Source organism: Neisseria sp. (assembly GCF_030530745.1).
Classification (GTDB): domain Bacteria; phylum Pseudomonadota; class Gammaproteobacteria; order Burkholderiales; family Neisseriaceae; genus Neisseria.
Genome location: NZ_JAUMUI010000039.1, coordinates 1 through 15,943 on the forward strand (window position 1 = coordinate 1; position 15,943 = coordinate 15,943).

The 15,943-nt window shown below is 56.3% G+C and carries 15 protein-coding genes and 1 pseudogene; 9 read left to right on the forward strand and 7 right to left on the reverse strand.

Annotated elements, in window-relative coordinates:
- Window positions 1–321 precede the first annotated feature (321 nt).
- Window positions 322–873, forward strand: a complete 552-nt coding sequence (gene rsmD / locus Q3970_RS10045; protein ID WP_303100437.1) for a 16S rRNA (guanine(966)-N(2))-methyltransferase RsmD — start codon at window positions 322–324, stop codon at window positions 871–873.
- 130 nt (window positions 874–1,003) lie between these two features.
- Here rsmD and recQ read toward each other — a convergent pair whose 3' ends face one another.
- A complete protein-coding gene (gene recQ, locus Q3970_RS10050; RefSeq protein ID WP_303100438.1) occupies window positions 1,004–2,833 on the reverse strand; it encodes a DNA helicase RecQ in 1,830 nt (609 codons plus the stop codon).
- 188 nt (window positions 2,834–3,021) lie between these two features.
- Here recQ and Q3970_RS10055 point away from each other — a divergent pair, with 188 nt between their 5' ends.
- From Q3970_RS10055 to narI, 5 genes are all read left to right on the forward strand, one after another.
- Window positions 3,022–3,450: a surface-adhesin E family protein gene (locus tag Q3970_RS10055; protein ID WP_303100439.1), complete on the forward strand. Its 429-nt coding sequence runs from the start codon at window positions 3,022–3,024 to the stop codon at window positions 3,448–3,450.
- Window positions 3,451–3,618: 168 nt separating this feature from the next.
- Window positions 3,619–5,046 carry a deoxyribodipyrimidine photo-lyase gene (locus tag Q3970_RS10060; protein ID WP_303100440.1) on the forward strand — a complete coding sequence of 476 codons (1,428 nt, stop codon included), beginning with the start codon at window positions 3,619–3,621 and terminating at the stop codon, window positions 5,044–5,046.
- A gap of 287 nt (window positions 5,047–5,333) precedes the next feature.
- Window positions 5,334–6,893 carry a nitrate reductase subunit beta gene (narH, locus tag Q3970_RS10065; protein ID WP_303100441.1) on the forward strand — a complete coding sequence of 520 codons (1,560 nt, stop codon included), beginning with the start codon at window positions 5,334–5,336 and terminating at the stop codon, window positions 6,891–6,893.
- On the forward strand, window positions 6,893–7,564 hold the full coding sequence (gene narJ, locus Q3970_RS10070; protein ID WP_303100442.1) for a nitrate reductase molybdenum cofactor assembly chaperone: 672 nt from the start codon (window positions 6,893–6,895) through the stop codon (window positions 7,562–7,564). Before narH ends, narJ begins: the two co-directional genes overlap by 1 nt.
- Entirely contained in the window at window positions 7,561–8,244 is a 684-nt protein-coding gene (narI, locus tag Q3970_RS10075) for a respiratory nitrate reductase subunit gamma (protein ID WP_303100443.1), read from the forward strand. The genes narJ and narI overlap by 4 nt, the downstream gene beginning before the upstream one ends.
- 148 nt (window positions 8,245–8,392) lie before the next feature.
- Here narI and Q3970_RS10080 read toward each other — a convergent pair whose 3' ends face one another.
- The 3 genes and pseudogenes from Q3970_RS10080 to Q3970_RS10090 form a co-directional block, all read right to left on the reverse strand.
- The gene (locus Q3970_RS10080; protein ID WP_303100444.1) at window positions 8,393–9,151 is read right to left on the reverse strand and encodes a trans-aconitate 2-methyltransferase; all 759 of its coding nucleotides are present in this window, start codon (window positions 9,149–9,151) and stop codon (window positions 8,393–8,395) included.
- A 154-nt stretch (window positions 9,152–9,305) separates the two neighbouring features.
- Window positions 9,306–10,040, reverse strand: coding sequence for a helix-turn-helix transcriptional regulator (locus Q3970_RS10085; RefSeq protein WP_303100445.1), 735 nt, complete (start codon window positions 10,038–10,040; stop codon window positions 9,306–9,308).
- 139 nt (window positions 10,041–10,179) lie between these two features.
- A pseudogene (locus Q3970_RS10090) lies at window positions 10,180–10,290 on the reverse strand (IS5/IS1182 family transposase); the annotation flags it as partial.
- A gap of 81 nt (window positions 10,291–10,371) precedes the next feature.
- Here Q3970_RS10090 and Q3970_RS10095 point away from each other — a divergent pair.
- On the forward strand, window positions 10,372–11,370 hold the full coding sequence (locus tag Q3970_RS10095; RefSeq protein ID WP_303100446.1) for a hypothetical protein: 999 nt from the start codon (window positions 10,372–10,374) through the stop codon (window positions 11,368–11,370).
- Window positions 11,371–11,418: 48 nt separating this feature from the next.
- Here Q3970_RS10095 and Q3970_RS10100 read toward each other — a convergent pair whose 3' ends face one another.
- The gene (locus tag Q3970_RS10100; protein WP_303100447.1) at window positions 11,419–12,012 is read right to left on the reverse strand and encodes a 5-formyltetrahydrofolate cyclo-ligase; all 594 of its coding nucleotides are present in this window, start codon (window positions 12,010–12,012) and stop codon (window positions 11,419–11,421) included.
- Window positions 12,013–12,120: 108 nt separating this feature from the next.
- Between Q3970_RS10100 and Q3970_RS10105 the strand changes: the two genes are divergently transcribed.
- On the forward strand, window positions 12,121–12,603 hold the full coding sequence (locus tag Q3970_RS10105; protein ID WP_303100448.1) for a hypothetical protein: 483 nt from the start codon (window positions 12,121–12,123) through the stop codon (window positions 12,601–12,603).
- A gap of 103 nt (window positions 12,604–12,706) precedes the next feature.
- On the opposite strand, the gene lysS is transcribed toward Q3970_RS10105, so the two are convergent.
- Together lysS and Q3970_RS10115 are read right to left on the reverse strand one after the other, a co-directional pair.
- Window positions 12,707–14,221: a lysine--tRNA ligase gene (gene lysS / locus Q3970_RS10110; RefSeq protein ID WP_303100449.1), complete on the reverse strand. Its 1,515-nt coding sequence runs from the start codon at window positions 14,219–14,221 to the stop codon at window positions 12,707–12,709.
- Between the two features lie 904 nt (window positions 14,222–15,125).
- Complete coding sequence (locus tag Q3970_RS10115; protein WP_303100450.1) at window positions 15,126–15,521, reverse strand: hypothetical protein; 396 nt, start codon at window positions 15,519–15,521, stop codon at window positions 15,126–15,128.
- Window positions 15,522–15,551: 30 nt separating this feature from the next.
- Between Q3970_RS10115 and Q3970_RS10120 the strand changes: the two genes are divergently transcribed.
- Window positions 15,552–15,746: a DNA alkylation repair protein gene (locus Q3970_RS10120; RefSeq protein ID WP_303100451.1), complete on the forward strand. Its 195-nt coding sequence runs from the start codon at window positions 15,552–15,554 to the stop codon at window positions 15,744–15,746.
- Window positions 15,747–15,943: the final 197 nt, after the last annotated feature.

Genomic DNA, 15,943 nt, shown 5'->3' on the forward strand with positions numbered 1-15,943 from the left:
TACCGCATACCGGCCTTTTTTTGTTGATGGAAAGTTGCACTTGTTAGGCGAATGTGCGGCCGTCTGAAAACAAATACTGCGCCGCGCTTGCGCAGCCAAACTTTTTCAGACGGCCGTAATCGCTTTCGATATACTGAAAACCAAACGGAATACGACAAAAACATATATAACAATGGGATAAAATTCAACCTTTCCATTGAAAAGCCGTAAAAAATACAGGGTTTGGGGTAACTGTTGCCTGCCGATTAATATAATGTATGGACAGTTCAGTACACTATCTTTGCTTTATAATCCCCTTTCCCCTCCAAACCCGAACAGCCCATGAAACACAACAAACACCAAAACCAGATCCGCATCATCGGCGGCAGCTGCCGCGGCAGGAAGCTGCATTTCAACGATGCCGACGGCCTGCGCCCTACGCCGGATAGCGTGCGCGAGCGTTTGTTTAACTGGCTTGGGCAGGATTTAACCGGCCAGGCCGTGTTGGATTTGTTTGCCGGCAGCGGCGCGCTGGGGCTGGAGGCGGCTTCGCGCAATGCGGCTTCGGTGGTGCTGGTGGAAAACAACCGCCGCACGCTGCAAACCGTTGGGGGCAATATCCGCGATCTGGGTTTGAAACAGGTTGAAACCGTGGGTTCAGACGGCCTGCTTTATCTGAAACATTGCGGCGGAATGTTCGACACGGTGTTTCTAGACCCGCCTTTCAACTGGCAGCAATGGCCGGATTTGTTTGCGCTGCTGCAAGGCCGTCTGAATATCGGGGCGATGGTTTATATTGAAGCGGGCAGGCTGCCGCCGTTTCCCGACTGGCTTGCGCCGTATCGCGAAGGCAAGGCGGGGATGAGCAGATTTGCTTTGCTGGCGTATGGTTAAATCACTGAATGAGGCCTTTGCAAGTCGTTTAGGCCGTCTGAAACATCCGATTACCGTCATTAGCTTCGCAAGTCCGCTGCGCTACCCCCGCTCAGGAGGGAATGACGGGAACTAAGCATTTCAGACGGCCTCAAGGTATTTTTGCAAAGGTATCGGCCTGATCGTTTGGGATAAACATTTGGCAAATCTCGATGATGTCACTGCCGAATTTGTTGATTTTGGCTTCGCCCATGCCGTAGATGTCGTGCAAATCGTCGGGCGTGGCGGGCAGTTTTTCAACGATGTCGCGCAGGGTTTTGTCGCCGAACACCACATAGGCGGGCACCTCCTCTGCCTGCGCGCGCGCCAGCCGCCAGCTTCGCAGTGCCTGCCAGATGCGTTCTTCGCGTTCGGTGCGCAGCCATTCTTCTTTGGGTTTCTGCGTGGCGGCTTTTTCGCGTTTGAGCGGGCGCAGCCACACTTCTTCGCTGCCTTTGAGCACGGCTTTGGCCTTTTCGGTGAGCACCAGTGCCTGATGGTGCAGCGGGTTGACGGTGAGATAGCCCAAACTGATGCACTGGCGCACGATGCCGCGCCATTCTTTGCCGCTAAAATCCGCGCCGATGCCGAAGGTGGATAATTCGTGGTGGCGGTTGCGGGCGATCCAGTCGTCGTTTTTGCCGCGCAGCACGTTAATCACATAGCCTGCGGCAAATTGCTGGCCGACGCGGTACACGCAGCTTAAGAGTTTCTGCGCAATCACGGTGCCGTTGAAGCGCACGGGCGGGTGCAGGCAGTTGTCGCAATGGCCGCAGGGCTGCGATTCTTCGCCGAAATGCCGCAACAGCAAAACGCGGCGGCATTCGGCGGTTTCGCACACGCCGAGCATGGCATCGAGCTTCTGTATCTCAATCTGCTTCTGCGCTTCGCTGCTTTCTCCGGTTTGGATGCGTTCGCGCAGAATCACCCAGTCGTTGAGGCCGTAGCACAGCCAGCTGGCGGCGGGCAGGCCGTCGCGGCCGGCGCGGCCGGACTCCTGATAGAAATGTTCGACGCTCTGCGGCATATCGAGGTGGGCAACAAAGCGCACGTCGGGCTTGTCGATGCCCATGCCGAAGGCGACGGTGGCCACCACGATAATATTGTCTTCGCGGGTGAAGCGCCGCTGGTTGGCTTCGCGCGTTTCCATGCTCAGGCCGGCGTGGTAGGGCACGGCGTCGAGGCCGTGCTCACACAGAAAGGCGGCCGTGTCTTCCACTTTTTTGCGGCTCAGGCAGTAAACGATGCCGCTCTGCCCTGCCATCTGCTTGCCAATAAAATCAAGCAGTTGTTTTTTGCCGTTGTTTTTTTCGATAACTTGGTAATAGATGTTGGGGCGGTCGAAGCTGGCGATAAATTCGGGGGCGTCGTTCAGATGCAGGTAGTGTTTGATGTCGGCGCGGGTGGCGGCGTCGGCGGTGGCGGTGAGCGCGATGCGGGGAACATTGGGGTAGCGTTCGGCCAAAATGCCGAGCTGTCGGTATTCGGGGCGGAAGTCGTGCCCCCACTGGCTCACGCAGTGTGCTTCGTCGATGGCGAACAGGCTGATGCGGTGCTGGGCGAGAAAGCGCAGGAAACGTTCGGTAACCAACCGTTCGGGAGCAACGTAGAGCAGTTTCAGACGGCCTGCCTGAATGTCGTCGGCAATCTGCCGCGCTTCTTCCGCACCCGTGCCGCTGTGCACGCTGGCCGCCGCCACGCCTGCAGCGTGCAGGTTGGCCACTTGGTCGTTCATCAGCGCAATCAGCGGCGACACCACCACCGCCACGCCTTCGCGCATCAGCGCGGGAATCTGGTAGCACAGCGATTTGCCGCCGCCGGTGGGCATCAACACCAGCAGGCTGCCGCCCGCGGCCAGCGTATCCACAATCTCGGCCTGGCTGCCGCGGAATTCGGGGTAGCCGAACACATCGTGCAAAATTCGGGCGGCGGTTTGGGGCATGGGCGGCTTTCGCAAAAGGGCATAACGGGCGGAAAGTGCGTATTTTAACGTTTTTCGCAACAGGCCGTCTGAAAATTCAAGCGGCTTTTTTTACACGGTTTTGTTTATTTTTTTGCCGCCTCACACAAAAAGGCTTAACATTATGCGGTTTTAACCGAGCGGCAGATAAGGCCGTCTGAAAGGAATTTATGAACGCTTTCCGCTTTTCCGCCGCCGCCGCGGCTGCTTTGCTGCTGGCTGCCTGTGCGGGCACTTCCGGTCCTTCGGTGAGCGGCAGCTGGGAAAAAATCGGCACCACTTCCAACGGCAACATCCGGGCTTATATTGATAAGGCCAGCATCCGCAAAAACGGCAGCCTGGTTACTTTCCGCGACCGCAAAGTGGTGCAGAAAACCGATGAAGAACGCTATACGAACACGCCCGAATACAAAACCGCCGTCGGCACCTGGGAGATGCACTGCACCAACAAAACCTACCGCCTGACCGCCCTGCAGCTGTTAGACGAAAAAGGCACGGTGCTGTTGAACCAAACCTACACTGCGGCGGGCATCCGCCCCATGAGTATCATCAAGGGCTCGATAAACGAAAAACAGTTTGAAACGGTGTGCGGGCAATAATCTGAAACCGGTATGCCGAAAGGCCGTCTGAACGTTTTCAGACGGCCCGGAATTTTTTGCAGAATTCAAAAACACCGTTCAAACCGCCGCCCGGAATTCCCTCCGCCGATACCCGTCTTTTCCGAAAACCCATTACAATAACCGCACCGCCAACCTTTCAGACGGCCTATGACTGCTCAACCGATTACGCTGGTGTGGTTCCGCCGCGATTTGCGCCTGTTCGACAACACCGCCCTGCAAACCGCCATACGCCGCGGCCTGCCCGTAGCGGGCGTGTTTGTGTTCGCCCCCGCCGGAGAGGCCGCCCTCGCGCGCAACGGGCGCCGTTTAGGTTTTATTTATGACAGCGTGGCGGCGTTTCAAGCGGCCTTGTCGGCTCAAAACGTGCCACTGTATGTGCTGCACGGGCGCGCCGAAAACGAAATTCCGCAACTGGCCGCAACGCTTGCCGCCGAGGCCGTGGTATGCGCCGAAAGCTACGAGCCGCAAGGCAGGGAAGAAACCAACGCCGTCAGCCGCGCACTCGGCCAAACAGGCCGGACGCTGGTGCAGGTTGACGATTTTGCCGTGCTGCCCAAAGCCGCCGTGATGACGCACACCGGCCGCCCTTATCCGGTTTACACACCCTACAAAACCGCCTGGCTGCAAACCTATGCCCAACGTTTCGGCACATGGATGCCCGCCGACAACCGGCACGAACTGGCCGCACTGCAGGCGCGCCTGCCCGAATCCGCCCGCCGCGCCCCGCCGCTGCCCGACCCCGCCGCTCTCGGCATCGGCTCCGGCGACCGCTCCACCCTGTTTGCCGGCGGCGAAGAAGCCGCGCAGGCGCAGCTTGGGCGGTTTCTCAACCATATCGGCCGCTACCGCCTCGAATGCGGTTTTCCCGCCAAAAACGGCACTTCCCGCCTTTCACCCTATATCGCCCACGGTATGCTCTCGCCCCGCCATCTGGTTTATCTTGCGCGCAGGCACGGCGGCGAAGACGCATCGGCATGGCTCGACGGGCTGATTCGGCGCGAATTTTTCCAGCAGGTGCTCTACCACCACCCGAACGCCGCGCAGGAAAGCTTCCGCCCCGAATACCGCAATTTGGCCTGGCCCGGCAAAGCCGAATGGTTTGAGCGCTGGAAAAACGGGCAAACCGGCTACCCGATTATCGACGCCGCCATGCGCTGCCTGGCCGGCGGCGGTTGGCTGCACAACTGTTTGCGTATGCCGGCGGCAGAGTTTCTGGTGAAAGTCCTGCTTATCGATCCGCGCCTCGGTGAAGCGTGGTTTGCCGAACAGTTAATCGATTACGACTTGGCCGCCAACAACGGCGGCTGGCAGCAGGCAGCCGGCACGGGCAGTGATGTGCAGCCGTATTTGCGCATTCCCAATCCCGTGCTGCAATCGCAGCAGCTCGATCCCGACGGCCGCTTTATCCGCCGCCACGTGCCGGAGCTGGCGCACTTGGGCAAAGACGTTATCCACGCCCCGTGGCTGGCGAAAGAAAGCATACGCACCCACGGCTACCCGCCCCCCATCGTTAACCACAGCGAACAGCGCGATCGGGCGCTGGCTTTTTTCAAACAGCCCGCAAAGGCCGTCTGAAATTTTTTCGGGCTGCCTATAGCGGTTTGCCGCCTCCGCCTGATTTAACACGAAAACCTACTCCCAAAGAACTACTCCGCCCCGTCTTTTCAGCTATCTGTTCCCCCTCACTTTTCCCTTGGGTTTTGCGCTTTCGGCGCATATTTTTCTTGCCCGCCCTCCACTAAGCTTTTATCTGTAAAAAAGTTTGAAACAAAGCTACCGCTACCGCTGAACAAACTGCTTTCAGACGGCCTCGCTTCGAAAACAGGCCGTCTGAAACCGGAAAACCAAAAAGGAACACCATCATGAAAATCAGGGCACAAGTCGGCATGGTTCTGAACTTGGACAAATGCATCGGCTGCCACACCTGCTCCGTTACCTGCAAAAACGTGTGGACCTCGCGCGACGGGGTGGAATATGCGTGGTTTAACAATGTGGAAACCAAGCCGGGCATCGGTTTTCCGAAAAATTGGGAAGATCAGGGCAAATGGAACGGCGGCTGGGTGCGCAAACCTGACGGCAGGCTGGTGCCCAAGCAGGGCGGCAAGCTGAAGATTCTGGCGAATATTTTCGCCAACCCGAACATGCCGCAGATTGACGATTATTACGAGCCGTTCACCTACGACTACGAACACCTGCAAAACGCGCCGCAGATGCCCACGCCGCCGACGGCGCGGCCGGTTTCGGTGCTTACCGGCAAGAAAATGGACAAGGTTGAATGGGGGCCGAACTGGGAAGACGATTTGGCGGGCGAATTTGAAAAGCGCGCCAAAGACGTTTTGTTTGAAGGCATTCAGAAAGAAATGCATGCGGCTTTCGAGCAGACTTTCATGATGTATCTGCCGCGCCTGTGCGAGCACTGTTTAAACCCCACCTGCATCGCTTCCTGCCCCTCCGGCAGCATCTACAAGCGCGAAGACGACGGCATCGTGTTAATCGATCAAGACAAATGCCGCGGCTGGCGGATGTGCGTTTCAGGCTGCCCGTATAAAAAAATCTATTACAACTGGACCAGCGGCAAAGCCGAAAAATGCACCTTCTGCTACCCGCGCATCGAGGGCGGCCAGCCGACGGTGTGCTCGGAAACCTGCGTGGGGCGCATCCGCTACTTGGGCGTGCTGCTGTATGACGCCGACAAAATCGAGCAGGCGGCATCGGTGGAAAACCCGCAGGATTTATACGAACAGCAACTGGGGCTGTTCCTCAACCCCAACGACCCCGAAGTGGAACGCGAAGCCCTGAAGCAGGGCATCAGCCAAAGCTGGATTGATGCGGCCAAAAAATCGCCGGTTTACAAAATGGCGATGGAATGGAAAGTGGCCTTCCCGCTGCACCCCGAATACCGCACGCTGCCGATGGTTTGGTATATCCCGCCCTTATCGCCGATTCAGTCGGCCATCGAAAACGGACTGGTGGGCGAAAACGGCATTATCCCGAGCGTGGATGAAATGCGCATTCCGCTGCGCTATCTGGCCAACCTGCTCACGGCGGGCAAGGTGGAGCCGATTAAATCCGCGCTGGAGCGCATGATCGCCATGCGCCGCTTCAAGCGCGGCCAGGTGGTGCACGGCGAAACACCGGAGCAAACCCTCGCAGGTACAGGCCTTACCCCCGAAATGGTGGAGGACATGTATCAAATCATGGCGATTGCCGATTATGAAGACCGCTTTGTGATCCCCACTTCGCATAAGGAAATGGTGGAAAACAGCTTCGACGATAAAGCAAGCTGCGGCTTCACCTTCGGCAACGGCTGCTCGGGCGGCGAAAGCAGCGAGAGCCTGTTCGGCAAACGCAAAGGCACACCGATTATCTTCCACGGCCTGCGCAAAGACGCCGAGAAAAACCGCGAAGAAGGGGTACGCTGATGAATGCCAATCCTGTCTACCAATGGTTTTCGGCGCTGTTGTGTTATCCGGAAGCCGATTTAATCGAAGCATTACCCGAGTTTCAGACGGCCTTAAACGAATGGCCCGAATTAAACGCGCAACAAGGCCGTCTGAAAAGTTTTCTCGATTATCTGCAAAGCCGCAGCCTGCGCGAATTGCAGGAGCAATATGTAGCCACGTTCGACCGCAACCGCAACCATGCGCTGTATCTGTTCGAGCACGTTTACGGCGAAGACCGCGACCGCGGCAGCGCGATGGTGGATCTGCTTGAAGAATACCGCAGCCGCGGTTTCGAACTGGGCGATGAAGAGCTGCCCGACTACCTGCCGGTGTTGCTGGAATATTTTGCCCAAGTACCGTCGGAACACGCGCAAAAGCTGCTGGGCGACGCCGTGCACGTGATTGCCCACATCAGCGGCAAACTCGAAAAAAGCGGCTCGCCCTATGCCGTGCTGCTGCAAGGTATTGCCGCGCTCAGCCCCGTGGCACCGCAGCCCTTGGTCGAGCCGCCGGTGCGCAACATGGACGAAGCAATGGAAACCTTCGGCCCTGATATTTCCGGCACCGAGCCGCTGCTGAAACCGGCTGTGGAAACCGTACGGTTTTATCCGAAAAATACCTATGCGGCGCAAAAAGGAACAGTATTATGAATACCTTCAACCAATTCTTTTTCGGCATCTACCCCTATATCTGCCTTTCGGTTTTCCTGTTCGGCAGCCTCGTGCGCTTCGAGCGCGAACAGTATTCGTGGAAAAGCGATTCCAGCCAGCTGATCTACCGCGGCCAACTGCGTTTGGGCAATATCCTGTTTCACACCGGCATTCTGGCGATTTTCGGCGGCCATTTGGTCGGCCTGCTCACGCCTTTGTGGTTTTGGGAAGCCATAGGCGTAAGCCACAGCGCCAAACAGATGGTGGCCATCGTGGCCGGCGGCGTGTTCGGCTTGGTAACGCTGGCCGGTTTGATTATCTTAATCCGCCGCCGCTTCCAGAGCGACCGCCTTGCCGCCAACAGCACCTGGCGCGACAAACTGGTGTTAATCTGGATTCTGATTACGCTGCTGTTGGGCTTGTCCACCATCTTCGTGAGCTTGAGCCACACCGACGGCCATGAAATGGTGCAGCTGATGAAGTGGGCGCAGCACATCGTAACCTTCCGCGGCGAAGCGGCAAGCTATATTGCCGACGCCAATATCCTGTTCAAACTGCACGTGTTGATGGGCATGACCTTCTTCTTAATCTTCCCCTTCACCCGCATGGTGCACGTTTGGAGCGGCTTCGCCAGTGCGGCCTATCTGGGCAGGGCTTGGCAGGTGGTGCGCCGCCGTTGACACTTTGATGTTTGAACACCATGCCGCAGGCCGTCTGAAAGCGTTTTCAGACGGCCTGAACAGTTGATATTCCCGCCATACCCGGGCTTGATCCGAACATGATGGAATGATTTGCAGGTTCGGCAAATCCCATCGGCCTTATCCAACGTTACCCGCCGTAAACCGCCACAAACCTCAGGCGCACGTAGTCGGCGATGGTTTGGCTGTTTTCGTGCGGCAGCAGGGTTTCGGCGGTGGCGGCGGCTTCGGCCAGCACGGCGGCGTGTTCGGCGTTGCTCATGGCGGGCAGCATCGGCTCGGCGAAGGTGTCCAGCCAGCCGGCGGCGCCGGTGGGCAGCGGCGTGGGGCGGGGGAACAGGGCGATATGGGGCACGCTGAAGCCGTGTTGTTCGAGCAGGGCGCGGTAGGTTTCGGCGGTGGGAAAATACCAGCATTCGCGCGCTTGCAGGCCGCGTGCGTGCAGGGCTTGCCGCAAGGCCGTCTGAAAGGCGGCGATGTTGCCGCTGCCGCCGAATTCGCCCACGAAGCGCCCGCCCGGTTTCAGGGCTTGCGCCACGCCGGCCACCACGGCTTCGGCGTCGGTCATCCAATGCAGGGCGGCGTTGGAGAATACGGCATCGAATTCGTGTTTGAACGCCAGTTTTTGGCCGTCGCCCTGCACGGCGTTGAGGCCGAGGGTGCGGGCGGCGGCCACCAGTTCGGCGCTGCCGTCGAGGCCGACGGTGTCGCAGCCGGTATCGGCGATTTTTTGGGTGAGCACGCCGTCGCCGCAGCCCAAATCCAAGATGCGTTCGTGCGGCTGCGGGGCGAGCAGGTCGATTAACGGTGTGCCGTAGTCGGCTACGAAACGGGCGTTGCGGGCATAGGCGTCGGCCTGCCAGTGTTGGCTGGGGGTGTTGTTTGGCATGGGTTTTCCTAATATCGGGCTAATTTTCGGGTGTTAGAGTCAACCAACTTAATAACAAGCCCGAGCATGACGGAGTGGTTATTAAGTGGTTTGACTATTTAGAGTGAATGCCGCAGCATAGGCGTTTTTTCAGACGGCCTTTAGCCCGATTGGCTCAATTTTGCAAATCGGAAGGCAGAAAGCCGAAATGCTGTTTGAACGCTGCGGCAAAACGGCCGGGCGATCGGTAGCCGCAGGCTGCTGCTGCGGTGCCGACGGTAATCGGTTTGCCCATCAGCAGAAACAGGGCGTTTTCCATGCGCAGTTGGCGCAGCAGCACGGCGAAGCTGGTGTGTTCGGCGTGCAGGCGGCGTTTGAGGGTACTGGCGCTCAGGCCGAGCGCGGCGGCGGCTTGGGTTTGCGTCCACGGCCGGTGCAGTTGGGCGGCGAGCAGGCGTTCGAGCTTTTCGGCGGTGCTGAGCGTTTCGCCTTGCGAAAACCGCCAGCCTTGCGCGTCGAGGAGGGAGAGCAGATGCAGCACGTCGGTGCGTGCCGGCTCGGCCGATTGCACCAGCTTCTGCCAAGCGGCGGCCAGCGCGGCGTCGGGACGGGTGTGGAACGCGAAGGTGCGGGGTGTGGGGCTTTGTGCGGCGAAGGCGTCGATGTCGCTTTGGGCAATCAGCAGCAATTCGGCCGCGTAGGGTTTGCCCAGCGCGGCCTGCTGGATAATCTGCCATTCGCTGCGCCGCTCGAAACAGAATATTTCGCCCGCGGCTATACGGATTTCGCGTTGGGGCAGCGGCAGGATTTTGCTGCCCGATACAATGTGCCCGGTCATGCTCTGCCGCATCATGATGCGGCGTATGGTTACGGTGTTGCGGGCGCTTACGCGGATAACGCGGCTTTTCATATTCAGACGGCCTGTGTGAAGTTATGGTGGGTTTGCCTGGCTTTCAGTTGCGGCGCTGCCGCCTTATTAAACATGTGGGTTCGGAATCAGCCCGATTCGAGCAAATTTCAGTAATTTTACTGCCGTTTCGCAGAAAATTAAGATATAGTGGCTTAAATTTAAAACAGTACAGCGTTGTCTCGCCTTGCCGTACTATCTGTACTGTCTGCGGCTTCGCCGCCTTGTCCTCTTTTAAATTTAAGCCACTATAAATATCCCACACTTATATCAAAGATGCAGGCCGTCTGAAAAGGCATGACGGCCTGCTTCAATATTTGAGAAAGGAATCTTGATGATACAGTCGCTATTTTCCCGTCAAACTGCCGCACTCCTGCTGCTCTGCGCCGCGCTGCCCGCCTGTTCCGAAAGTACCAAAACAGGCAAAGGAAACAAAAACAATCATGCCGACAGCCGTTTGCAGCTTCAGCAGATTTACGAGCCTTCGGGGGCCGTGCAGCTTGCCGACGGCCGGGTTTTGGTGGTGGAAGATGAAGCCAAACGTGCTTTCAGCCTGCTTGATTTCAAAAACGGCAGCCTGCATGAAAACGAAGCGGCCGACAAAGCGCTGATGGCGGCTTTCGACCGCACCCTGAGCGATTTGGAAGCCCTGGCGCAAGACGGCGAAGGCTGGATTTATGCCGTTTCTTCGCATTCGGAAACCAAGCAGAACGAGCGTCAGGCCGAGCGGGAGCATTTTATCCGCTTTAAAATCAACGGCAACAAGGCCGAACAAATCAGCTATGCGCCCAACCTGAAAGATGCGCTGCTGAAAAACGAGAGCGTGCGCAAAAGCATTGCCGCCCAAAGCGGCCGCCAAATCGATTTCAATACCATGAATATCGAAGGGCTGCATTACGACACCGGATCTGGCCGCCTGCTGCTGGCATTCCGCGATCCGCTGCCGCTGGTTGTGGCGGTAGACAACCCGCAAGACGTGTTCGGCAAAGGCAGTGAACCGAAATTCGGAGAGGTTGCTGTATTGAAAATCAACGGCGGCGGCATCCGCTCGCTCACCTACGATCCCGAGTTGAAAACCTATCTGCTTTCCAACGAAATCACCGGCAGCAACGGCAAGGGTCAGTCGCAGCTGTGGACATGGGACGGCCGGGCCGCTTCGGCTCCCGCCGCACTCGACCTTCCCGAAGCGTCGCAACTGAAAAATATCGAAGCGGTGGAGTCGGTGAAGGTTGACGGCAAGCCCTACCTCCTGCTGATGGGCGACGAGGGCAGCAAGAAAAAACAACGCGGCGCGCGCTACCTGCTGGTAGATTACGCCAAGCTGAAAAAATAACCCTGCGGTGCAGGGCAGGGCGGCATTTCACCCATGCACCGGCGGCACTTAGGCGGGCGGTTTGCTTTTAAAGCGAACCGCCCCCTTTTCGCTTACAAATTCATCCAGCGCAATGTCGTGTGCTTCGCGCGGCAGGTTTCCGCACAATTGGCAGTAAAACCCAACACCCACAGTGTGCGGTTTCAGACGGCCTTTCAGGGCGGCAAGCGTTGCATCATAATAACCGCCGCCTTGGCCCAAACGGTAGCCCTGCCGGTCGATGCCCACCAGCGGCACCAGCAAAACGGTGAGGCGGTGGGCGCGGATTTTTTTACCGCCGAACTGCGGAACCGCCAAGCGGCCGTGCCTGCGTTCCGCCTTGCGGCTGTCGGCCTGATACGGTGTGAACCACAGCCGCAGCGAGCGCGGTTCGATATAGGGCAGATAGAGCCCGGCACCGCGTGTCAAGGCCGTCTGAATAAAGCCGTTCAGACGCAGCTCGCTGCCTATCGGCCAATAAATACCGATGCGGCCGCGGCGGCGGACATAGCGTTTCAAAAAACGGTTGGCGGCGCGCTCGGCGCGGGCGCGTTCGTTTTTGCCCAGCGATTGGCGGGCGCGGCGCAGGCTGCGGCGCAGTTCGGCTTTATCTTGTGCGATCATTTCAGACGGCCTTTTGGTTGCGGTGGCATATTCTGCATCAAATTCAATTTCTGTTGGGTTTCGGATTGTAAAAATGCCCATTATAAAAAAAGCAATAGGCTGGGAACTATGTGTGATTGTTTTGCTTCTAATAAAAATGATTTTTTGAAAGGGAACCAAATGAATAAGCATTTCACCATTCTGCCGCTGCTTGCCGTTCTGCTGTCTTTTTCGTCAGGCGCACAAGCCATGGCGCCTATTGACCGTGCGCTTGAGGATCGGATTCATGCGGCGGTTTCCCCCGTGGCAAGCAGCATGAAGCTGGTGCGCGACAATAGTGAAGCCGCCCGCTCAGGTGCGGGAGTGCGTTATGCCAATGAAAAAAATTGCCAAGCGGCCCAAGTCTGCACAGTATTGGTGGTTTATTACACAAAAGGCAAAAACTGCGGCAAAGAATTTGATGGCGAATGGGGCTTTGTGGATGTTTCCAAAGAAGGGGGAAACATGAGAAATTATTACAATACCAAGCATAAAGATGTGTGCTACAGCATCTCTACGCACAACGAAAAAGATGCCCGTGCCGTAGAAAAGGCATTGAAGAAAAAAATGTAACGGCTATCCGAACCCGTTGAAACAGCATAGGATTTTAACACTGCAGGCCGTCTGAAATTTGTTTTCAGACGGCCTGCAGTTTATCGGTGATCAGGTTCCGCGCCTATTCGGGCCGCATCTGCGGGAACAGAATCACATCGCGGATAGACGGCGCGTCGGTAAGCAGCATCACCAGGCGGTCCAGCCCGATGCCGCTGCCGCCCGTTGGCGGCAGGCCGTATTCCATGGCGCGGATATAATCGGCGTCGTAGTGCATGGCTTCGTCGTCGCCCGCGTCTTTCTGCGCCACTTGTGCTTTGAAGCGCGCGGCTTGGTCTTCGGGGTCGTTCAACTCGGAATAACCGTTGGCCAGTTCGCGGCCGACAATAAACAGCTCGAAGCGGTCGGTCAAGCCGGGCTTGGTGTCGGAAGCGCGCGCCAGCGGCGACACTTCCACAGGGTAGTCGATAATGAAAGTGGGGTTCCACAATTTGCTCTCGGCGCAACCTTCAAACAAAGCCAGTTGCAGGCTGCCGATGCCGGGCGACGGTGGGATTTTTTCGCCGTGTTTCACGATTTCCTGTTTCAGCCACGCTTCGTCGTGCAGCTGTTCGTCGGTGTAGTGCGGGTTGTATTTTTTGATGGCTTCGAGAATGGTTAAGCGTTCAAACGGGCTTTCCAAATCGACTTCTTTGCCGTTGTAGCTGATCTTGGCCGTTCCGCACACGGTTTGCGCGGCATGGCGGATTACGCCTTCGGTCATTTCCATCATGCGCTCGTAGGTGCAGAAGGCTTCGTAAAACTCCATCATGGTGAATTCGGGGTTGTGGCGCGTGCTCATGCCTTCGTTGCGGAAGCTGCGGTTGATTTCAAACACGCGTTCCAAGCCGCCCACCACCAAGCGTTTCAGATACAGCTCGGGCGCAATACGCAGGTAAAGCGGCATATCGAGCGTGTTGTGGTGGGTAACGAAAGGCTTGGCCGTGGCGCCGCCCGGAATCGGGTGCATCATCGGGGTTTCCACTTCCAGATAACGCTCGCCCACCATATAGTTGCGCACGGCTTGGATAATCTGGCTGCGTTTGATAAAAGTATCGCGCGAGGCGGCGTTGGTAATCAGATCGGCATAACGCCGGCGGTATTTCTGCTCTTGGTCGGTGAGGCCTTTGTGTTTGTCGGGCAGCGGGCGCAGCGATTTGGTGAGCAAGTGCAGCTTGGCGGCGCGCACGGTCAACTCGCCGTGGTTGGTTTTAAACAGCGTGCCTTCCACGCCGATGATGTCGCCCAAATCCCAATGTTTGAAGGCATTGTGCGCCTCTTCGCCCACGCCCTGATTGTTCACATACACCTGAATCTGGCCGCTCACGTCTTGCACGGTGGCGAAACTGGCCTTGCCCATGGCGCGTTGCAGCATCATGCGGCCGGCGATTTTCACGGGGATTGCCTGCGGGTCGAGTCCGGCTTTTTCCACTTCGCCGTATTGCGCCTGCAAATCGCCGGCAAAGGCGTCGCGTTTGAACTGATTCGGGAAGGCGGTGCCTTGTTTGCGGATTTCGTTGAGTTTTTCGCGGCGCAGGGCGATGATTTGGTTTTCGCTCAACTGCGGCTCTTCGGTGAGGGGGGTATGTTGTTCGCTCATGGGGTTTCCAAAAAAATGTCAGGCTGTAACAGCCTGATAAAGTTGATTTTGGGCGTTATTTTACGCTTTTTCATCTGTTTTTACTATGTTGAAGGCCGTCTGAAAACTTATCTTTCAGACGGCCTTTGCATATCGGCGCTTTTTAAGCGATCAGCGCCATCACTTCGTTTGAAGCCAACGTTTTGTCTGTAAATTCAAACGCTGAGACCTTTGCAAAATACCTAAAACCCCATCCAAACGGTTACCCGAACAATCAAGTAACCGTTTGGATGGGGTTTTAGGTATTTTGCAAAGGTCTCAGGCCTGCTCTTTATTACTATGTGAGGCTTGGCCATAAAAATAATCAGGAAGGTTTGCAGGAGCCGATGCCGGATCAAGAACTTGTACAGGCGTTTGGCTTCTGCCGTAAATGGTTTGGCCGCATAAACATTAAAAGAAAAGATCAAAGCAGTGCAGGCAACTGCTATGGATTATACTTTCATAATTTTAATTCTTTGAAATGAATAACCAAAATGTTCAAGCAGTGTATGTCCCCATTATCGCTCAGTCAATACCGCCCACTGTGGGGTATCGAACAAATGCGGTTGCCCATTGTTTTACCCCCTTTATATTTGACATCAGGATTTCAGACGGCCTGAAAGATTTTGCAAAACTGCGGGACAATGCTTGCATTTGCACACCGGCTATGTCGGCAGACCCTAGGGTCTGTTGACAATTAGCGCAACGGCGGTATTTTTGGTCAAAAATCCCCGTCTGCGGCGTTAGGTAGCGTAGCGGACTTGCGAAGCTAAAATGCTCGCAAGGTGTCCAACCTTGCTGCGCTTTTTGCCTTGCATACGCGGTTTTTACCTCAAAAAACCGCTTCGCCGGCCAATTGTCAACAGACCCTAGGCCGCCCGGTGTTTTACAACTTCGCCAAAACATCTTCCGCCAGTTCCTGCAACACTTCGCCTGCGGGGCGTCCGGTCGGTTTCAGGTTTACGGTAACGTGTGCCATACCTTGTTCTTTCTGTTCCTGCCAGAATGCCAGCAAGCCTTTTGCACCGCCACACAGATAGATATTGTTAAACAGTTTTGCCTCTTGATTGCGGTCTTCGGTGAGCTCCACAAAATTCGTATAGCCGAACGGATGCCATGCGCCGTCTTGGTTTAACTCCGCCAAGGTTTGCACGATTTTTTTCGTGTCGTTCGGGTTCACACCGTGCCAAATCCACGCATCGGCGGTATTGGCAAGCCAATCCAATTCTTGGCGGGCGCGCCCTATCGCCACCATTGGCAGGCGGTTTGCCGTTTTCGGCACGAAGTCAATATCACCGTTTAAATTGCCGTAATGGTTGCCTTGGAACTGCTAAAACGAATCTTGCTGAACAACCTCAACCAAACCGAGTTTTTTATCAATAAAGCAATGGGCTGGATTTTGTGTGATTATTCCAAAACCAATCCCGAATGGGTGAGGGTGTTTATCGCCGAAAACAAAGCGGGCTTGTCCCAACTGACTGTCAGAAAAGCAGAAAAGTATTTGTAGTTGCCCTGCAAGCGGTCAGATTTCTACCCGCTGCGCCCGCACTTCGTGTCGTCCATGGCGGGCGTGTTGGAGACGGTTCTATGGCAACTTATCGTGCTATGCAATGATTTTATTGCCGTATCAGGCAGGAGTAGTTTGTAAATTTTTTAATAAAAACGACCGCTTGTTGAGACGGAAAGCCGTCTGAAACAACCTTT

Excerpts from the sequence above, each read along its gene's own strand:
- Q3970_RS10105 (WP_303100448.1), top strand. The coding sequence starts at position 12,121 with ATGTGTGATTGTTTTGCTTCTAATAAAAATGATTTTTTGAAAGGGAAC.
- Q3970_RS10095 (WP_303100446.1), top strand. The coding sequence starts at position 10,372 with ATGATACAGTCGCTATTTTCCCGTCAAACTGCCGCACTCCTGCTGCTC.
- Q3970_RS10060 (WP_303100440.1), top strand. The coding sequence starts at position 3,619 with ATGACTGCTCAACCGATTACGCTGGTGTGGTTCCGCCGCGATTTGCGC.
- Q3970_RS10100 (WP_303100447.1), bottom strand. The coding sequence starts at position 12,012 with ATGATCGCACAAGATAAAGCCGAACTGCGCCGCAGCCTGCGCCGCGCC.
- Q3970_RS10120 (WP_303100451.1), top strand. The coding sequence starts at position 15,552 with ATGGTTGCCTTGGAACTGCTAAAACGAATCTTGCTGAACAACCTCAAC.
- rsmD (WP_303100437.1), top strand. The coding sequence starts at position 322 with ATGAAACACAACAAACACCAAAACCAGATCCGCATCATCGGCGGCAGC.
- Q3970_RS10080 (WP_303100444.1), bottom strand. The coding sequence starts at position 9,151 with ATGCCAAACAACACCCCCAGCCAACACTGGCAGGCCGACGCCTATGCC.
- narH (WP_303100441.1), top strand. The coding sequence starts at position 5,334 with ATGAAAATCAGGGCACAAGTCGGCATGGTTCTGAACTTGGACAAATGC.
- lysS (WP_303100449.1), bottom strand. The coding sequence starts at position 14,221 with ATGAGCGAACAACATACCCCCCTCACCGAAGAGCCGCAGTTGAGCGAA.
- narI (WP_303100443.1), top strand. The coding sequence starts at position 7,561 with ATGAATACCTTCAACCAATTCTTTTTCGGCATCTACCCCTATATCTGC.
- narJ (WP_303100442.1), top strand. The coding sequence starts at position 6,893 with ATGAATGCCAATCCTGTCTACCAATGGTTTTCGGCGCTGTTGTGTTAT.
- recQ (WP_303100438.1), bottom strand. The coding sequence starts at position 2,833 with ATGCCCCAAACCGCCGCCCGAATTTTGCACGATGTGTTCGGCTACCCC.
- Q3970_RS10055 (WP_303100439.1), top strand. The coding sequence starts at position 3,022 with ATGAACGCTTTCCGCTTTTCCGCCGCCGCCGCGGCTGCTTTGCTGCTG.
- Q3970_RS10085 (WP_303100445.1), bottom strand. The coding sequence starts at position 10,040 with ATGAAAAGCCGCGTTATCCGCGTAAGCGCCCGCAACACCGTAACCATA.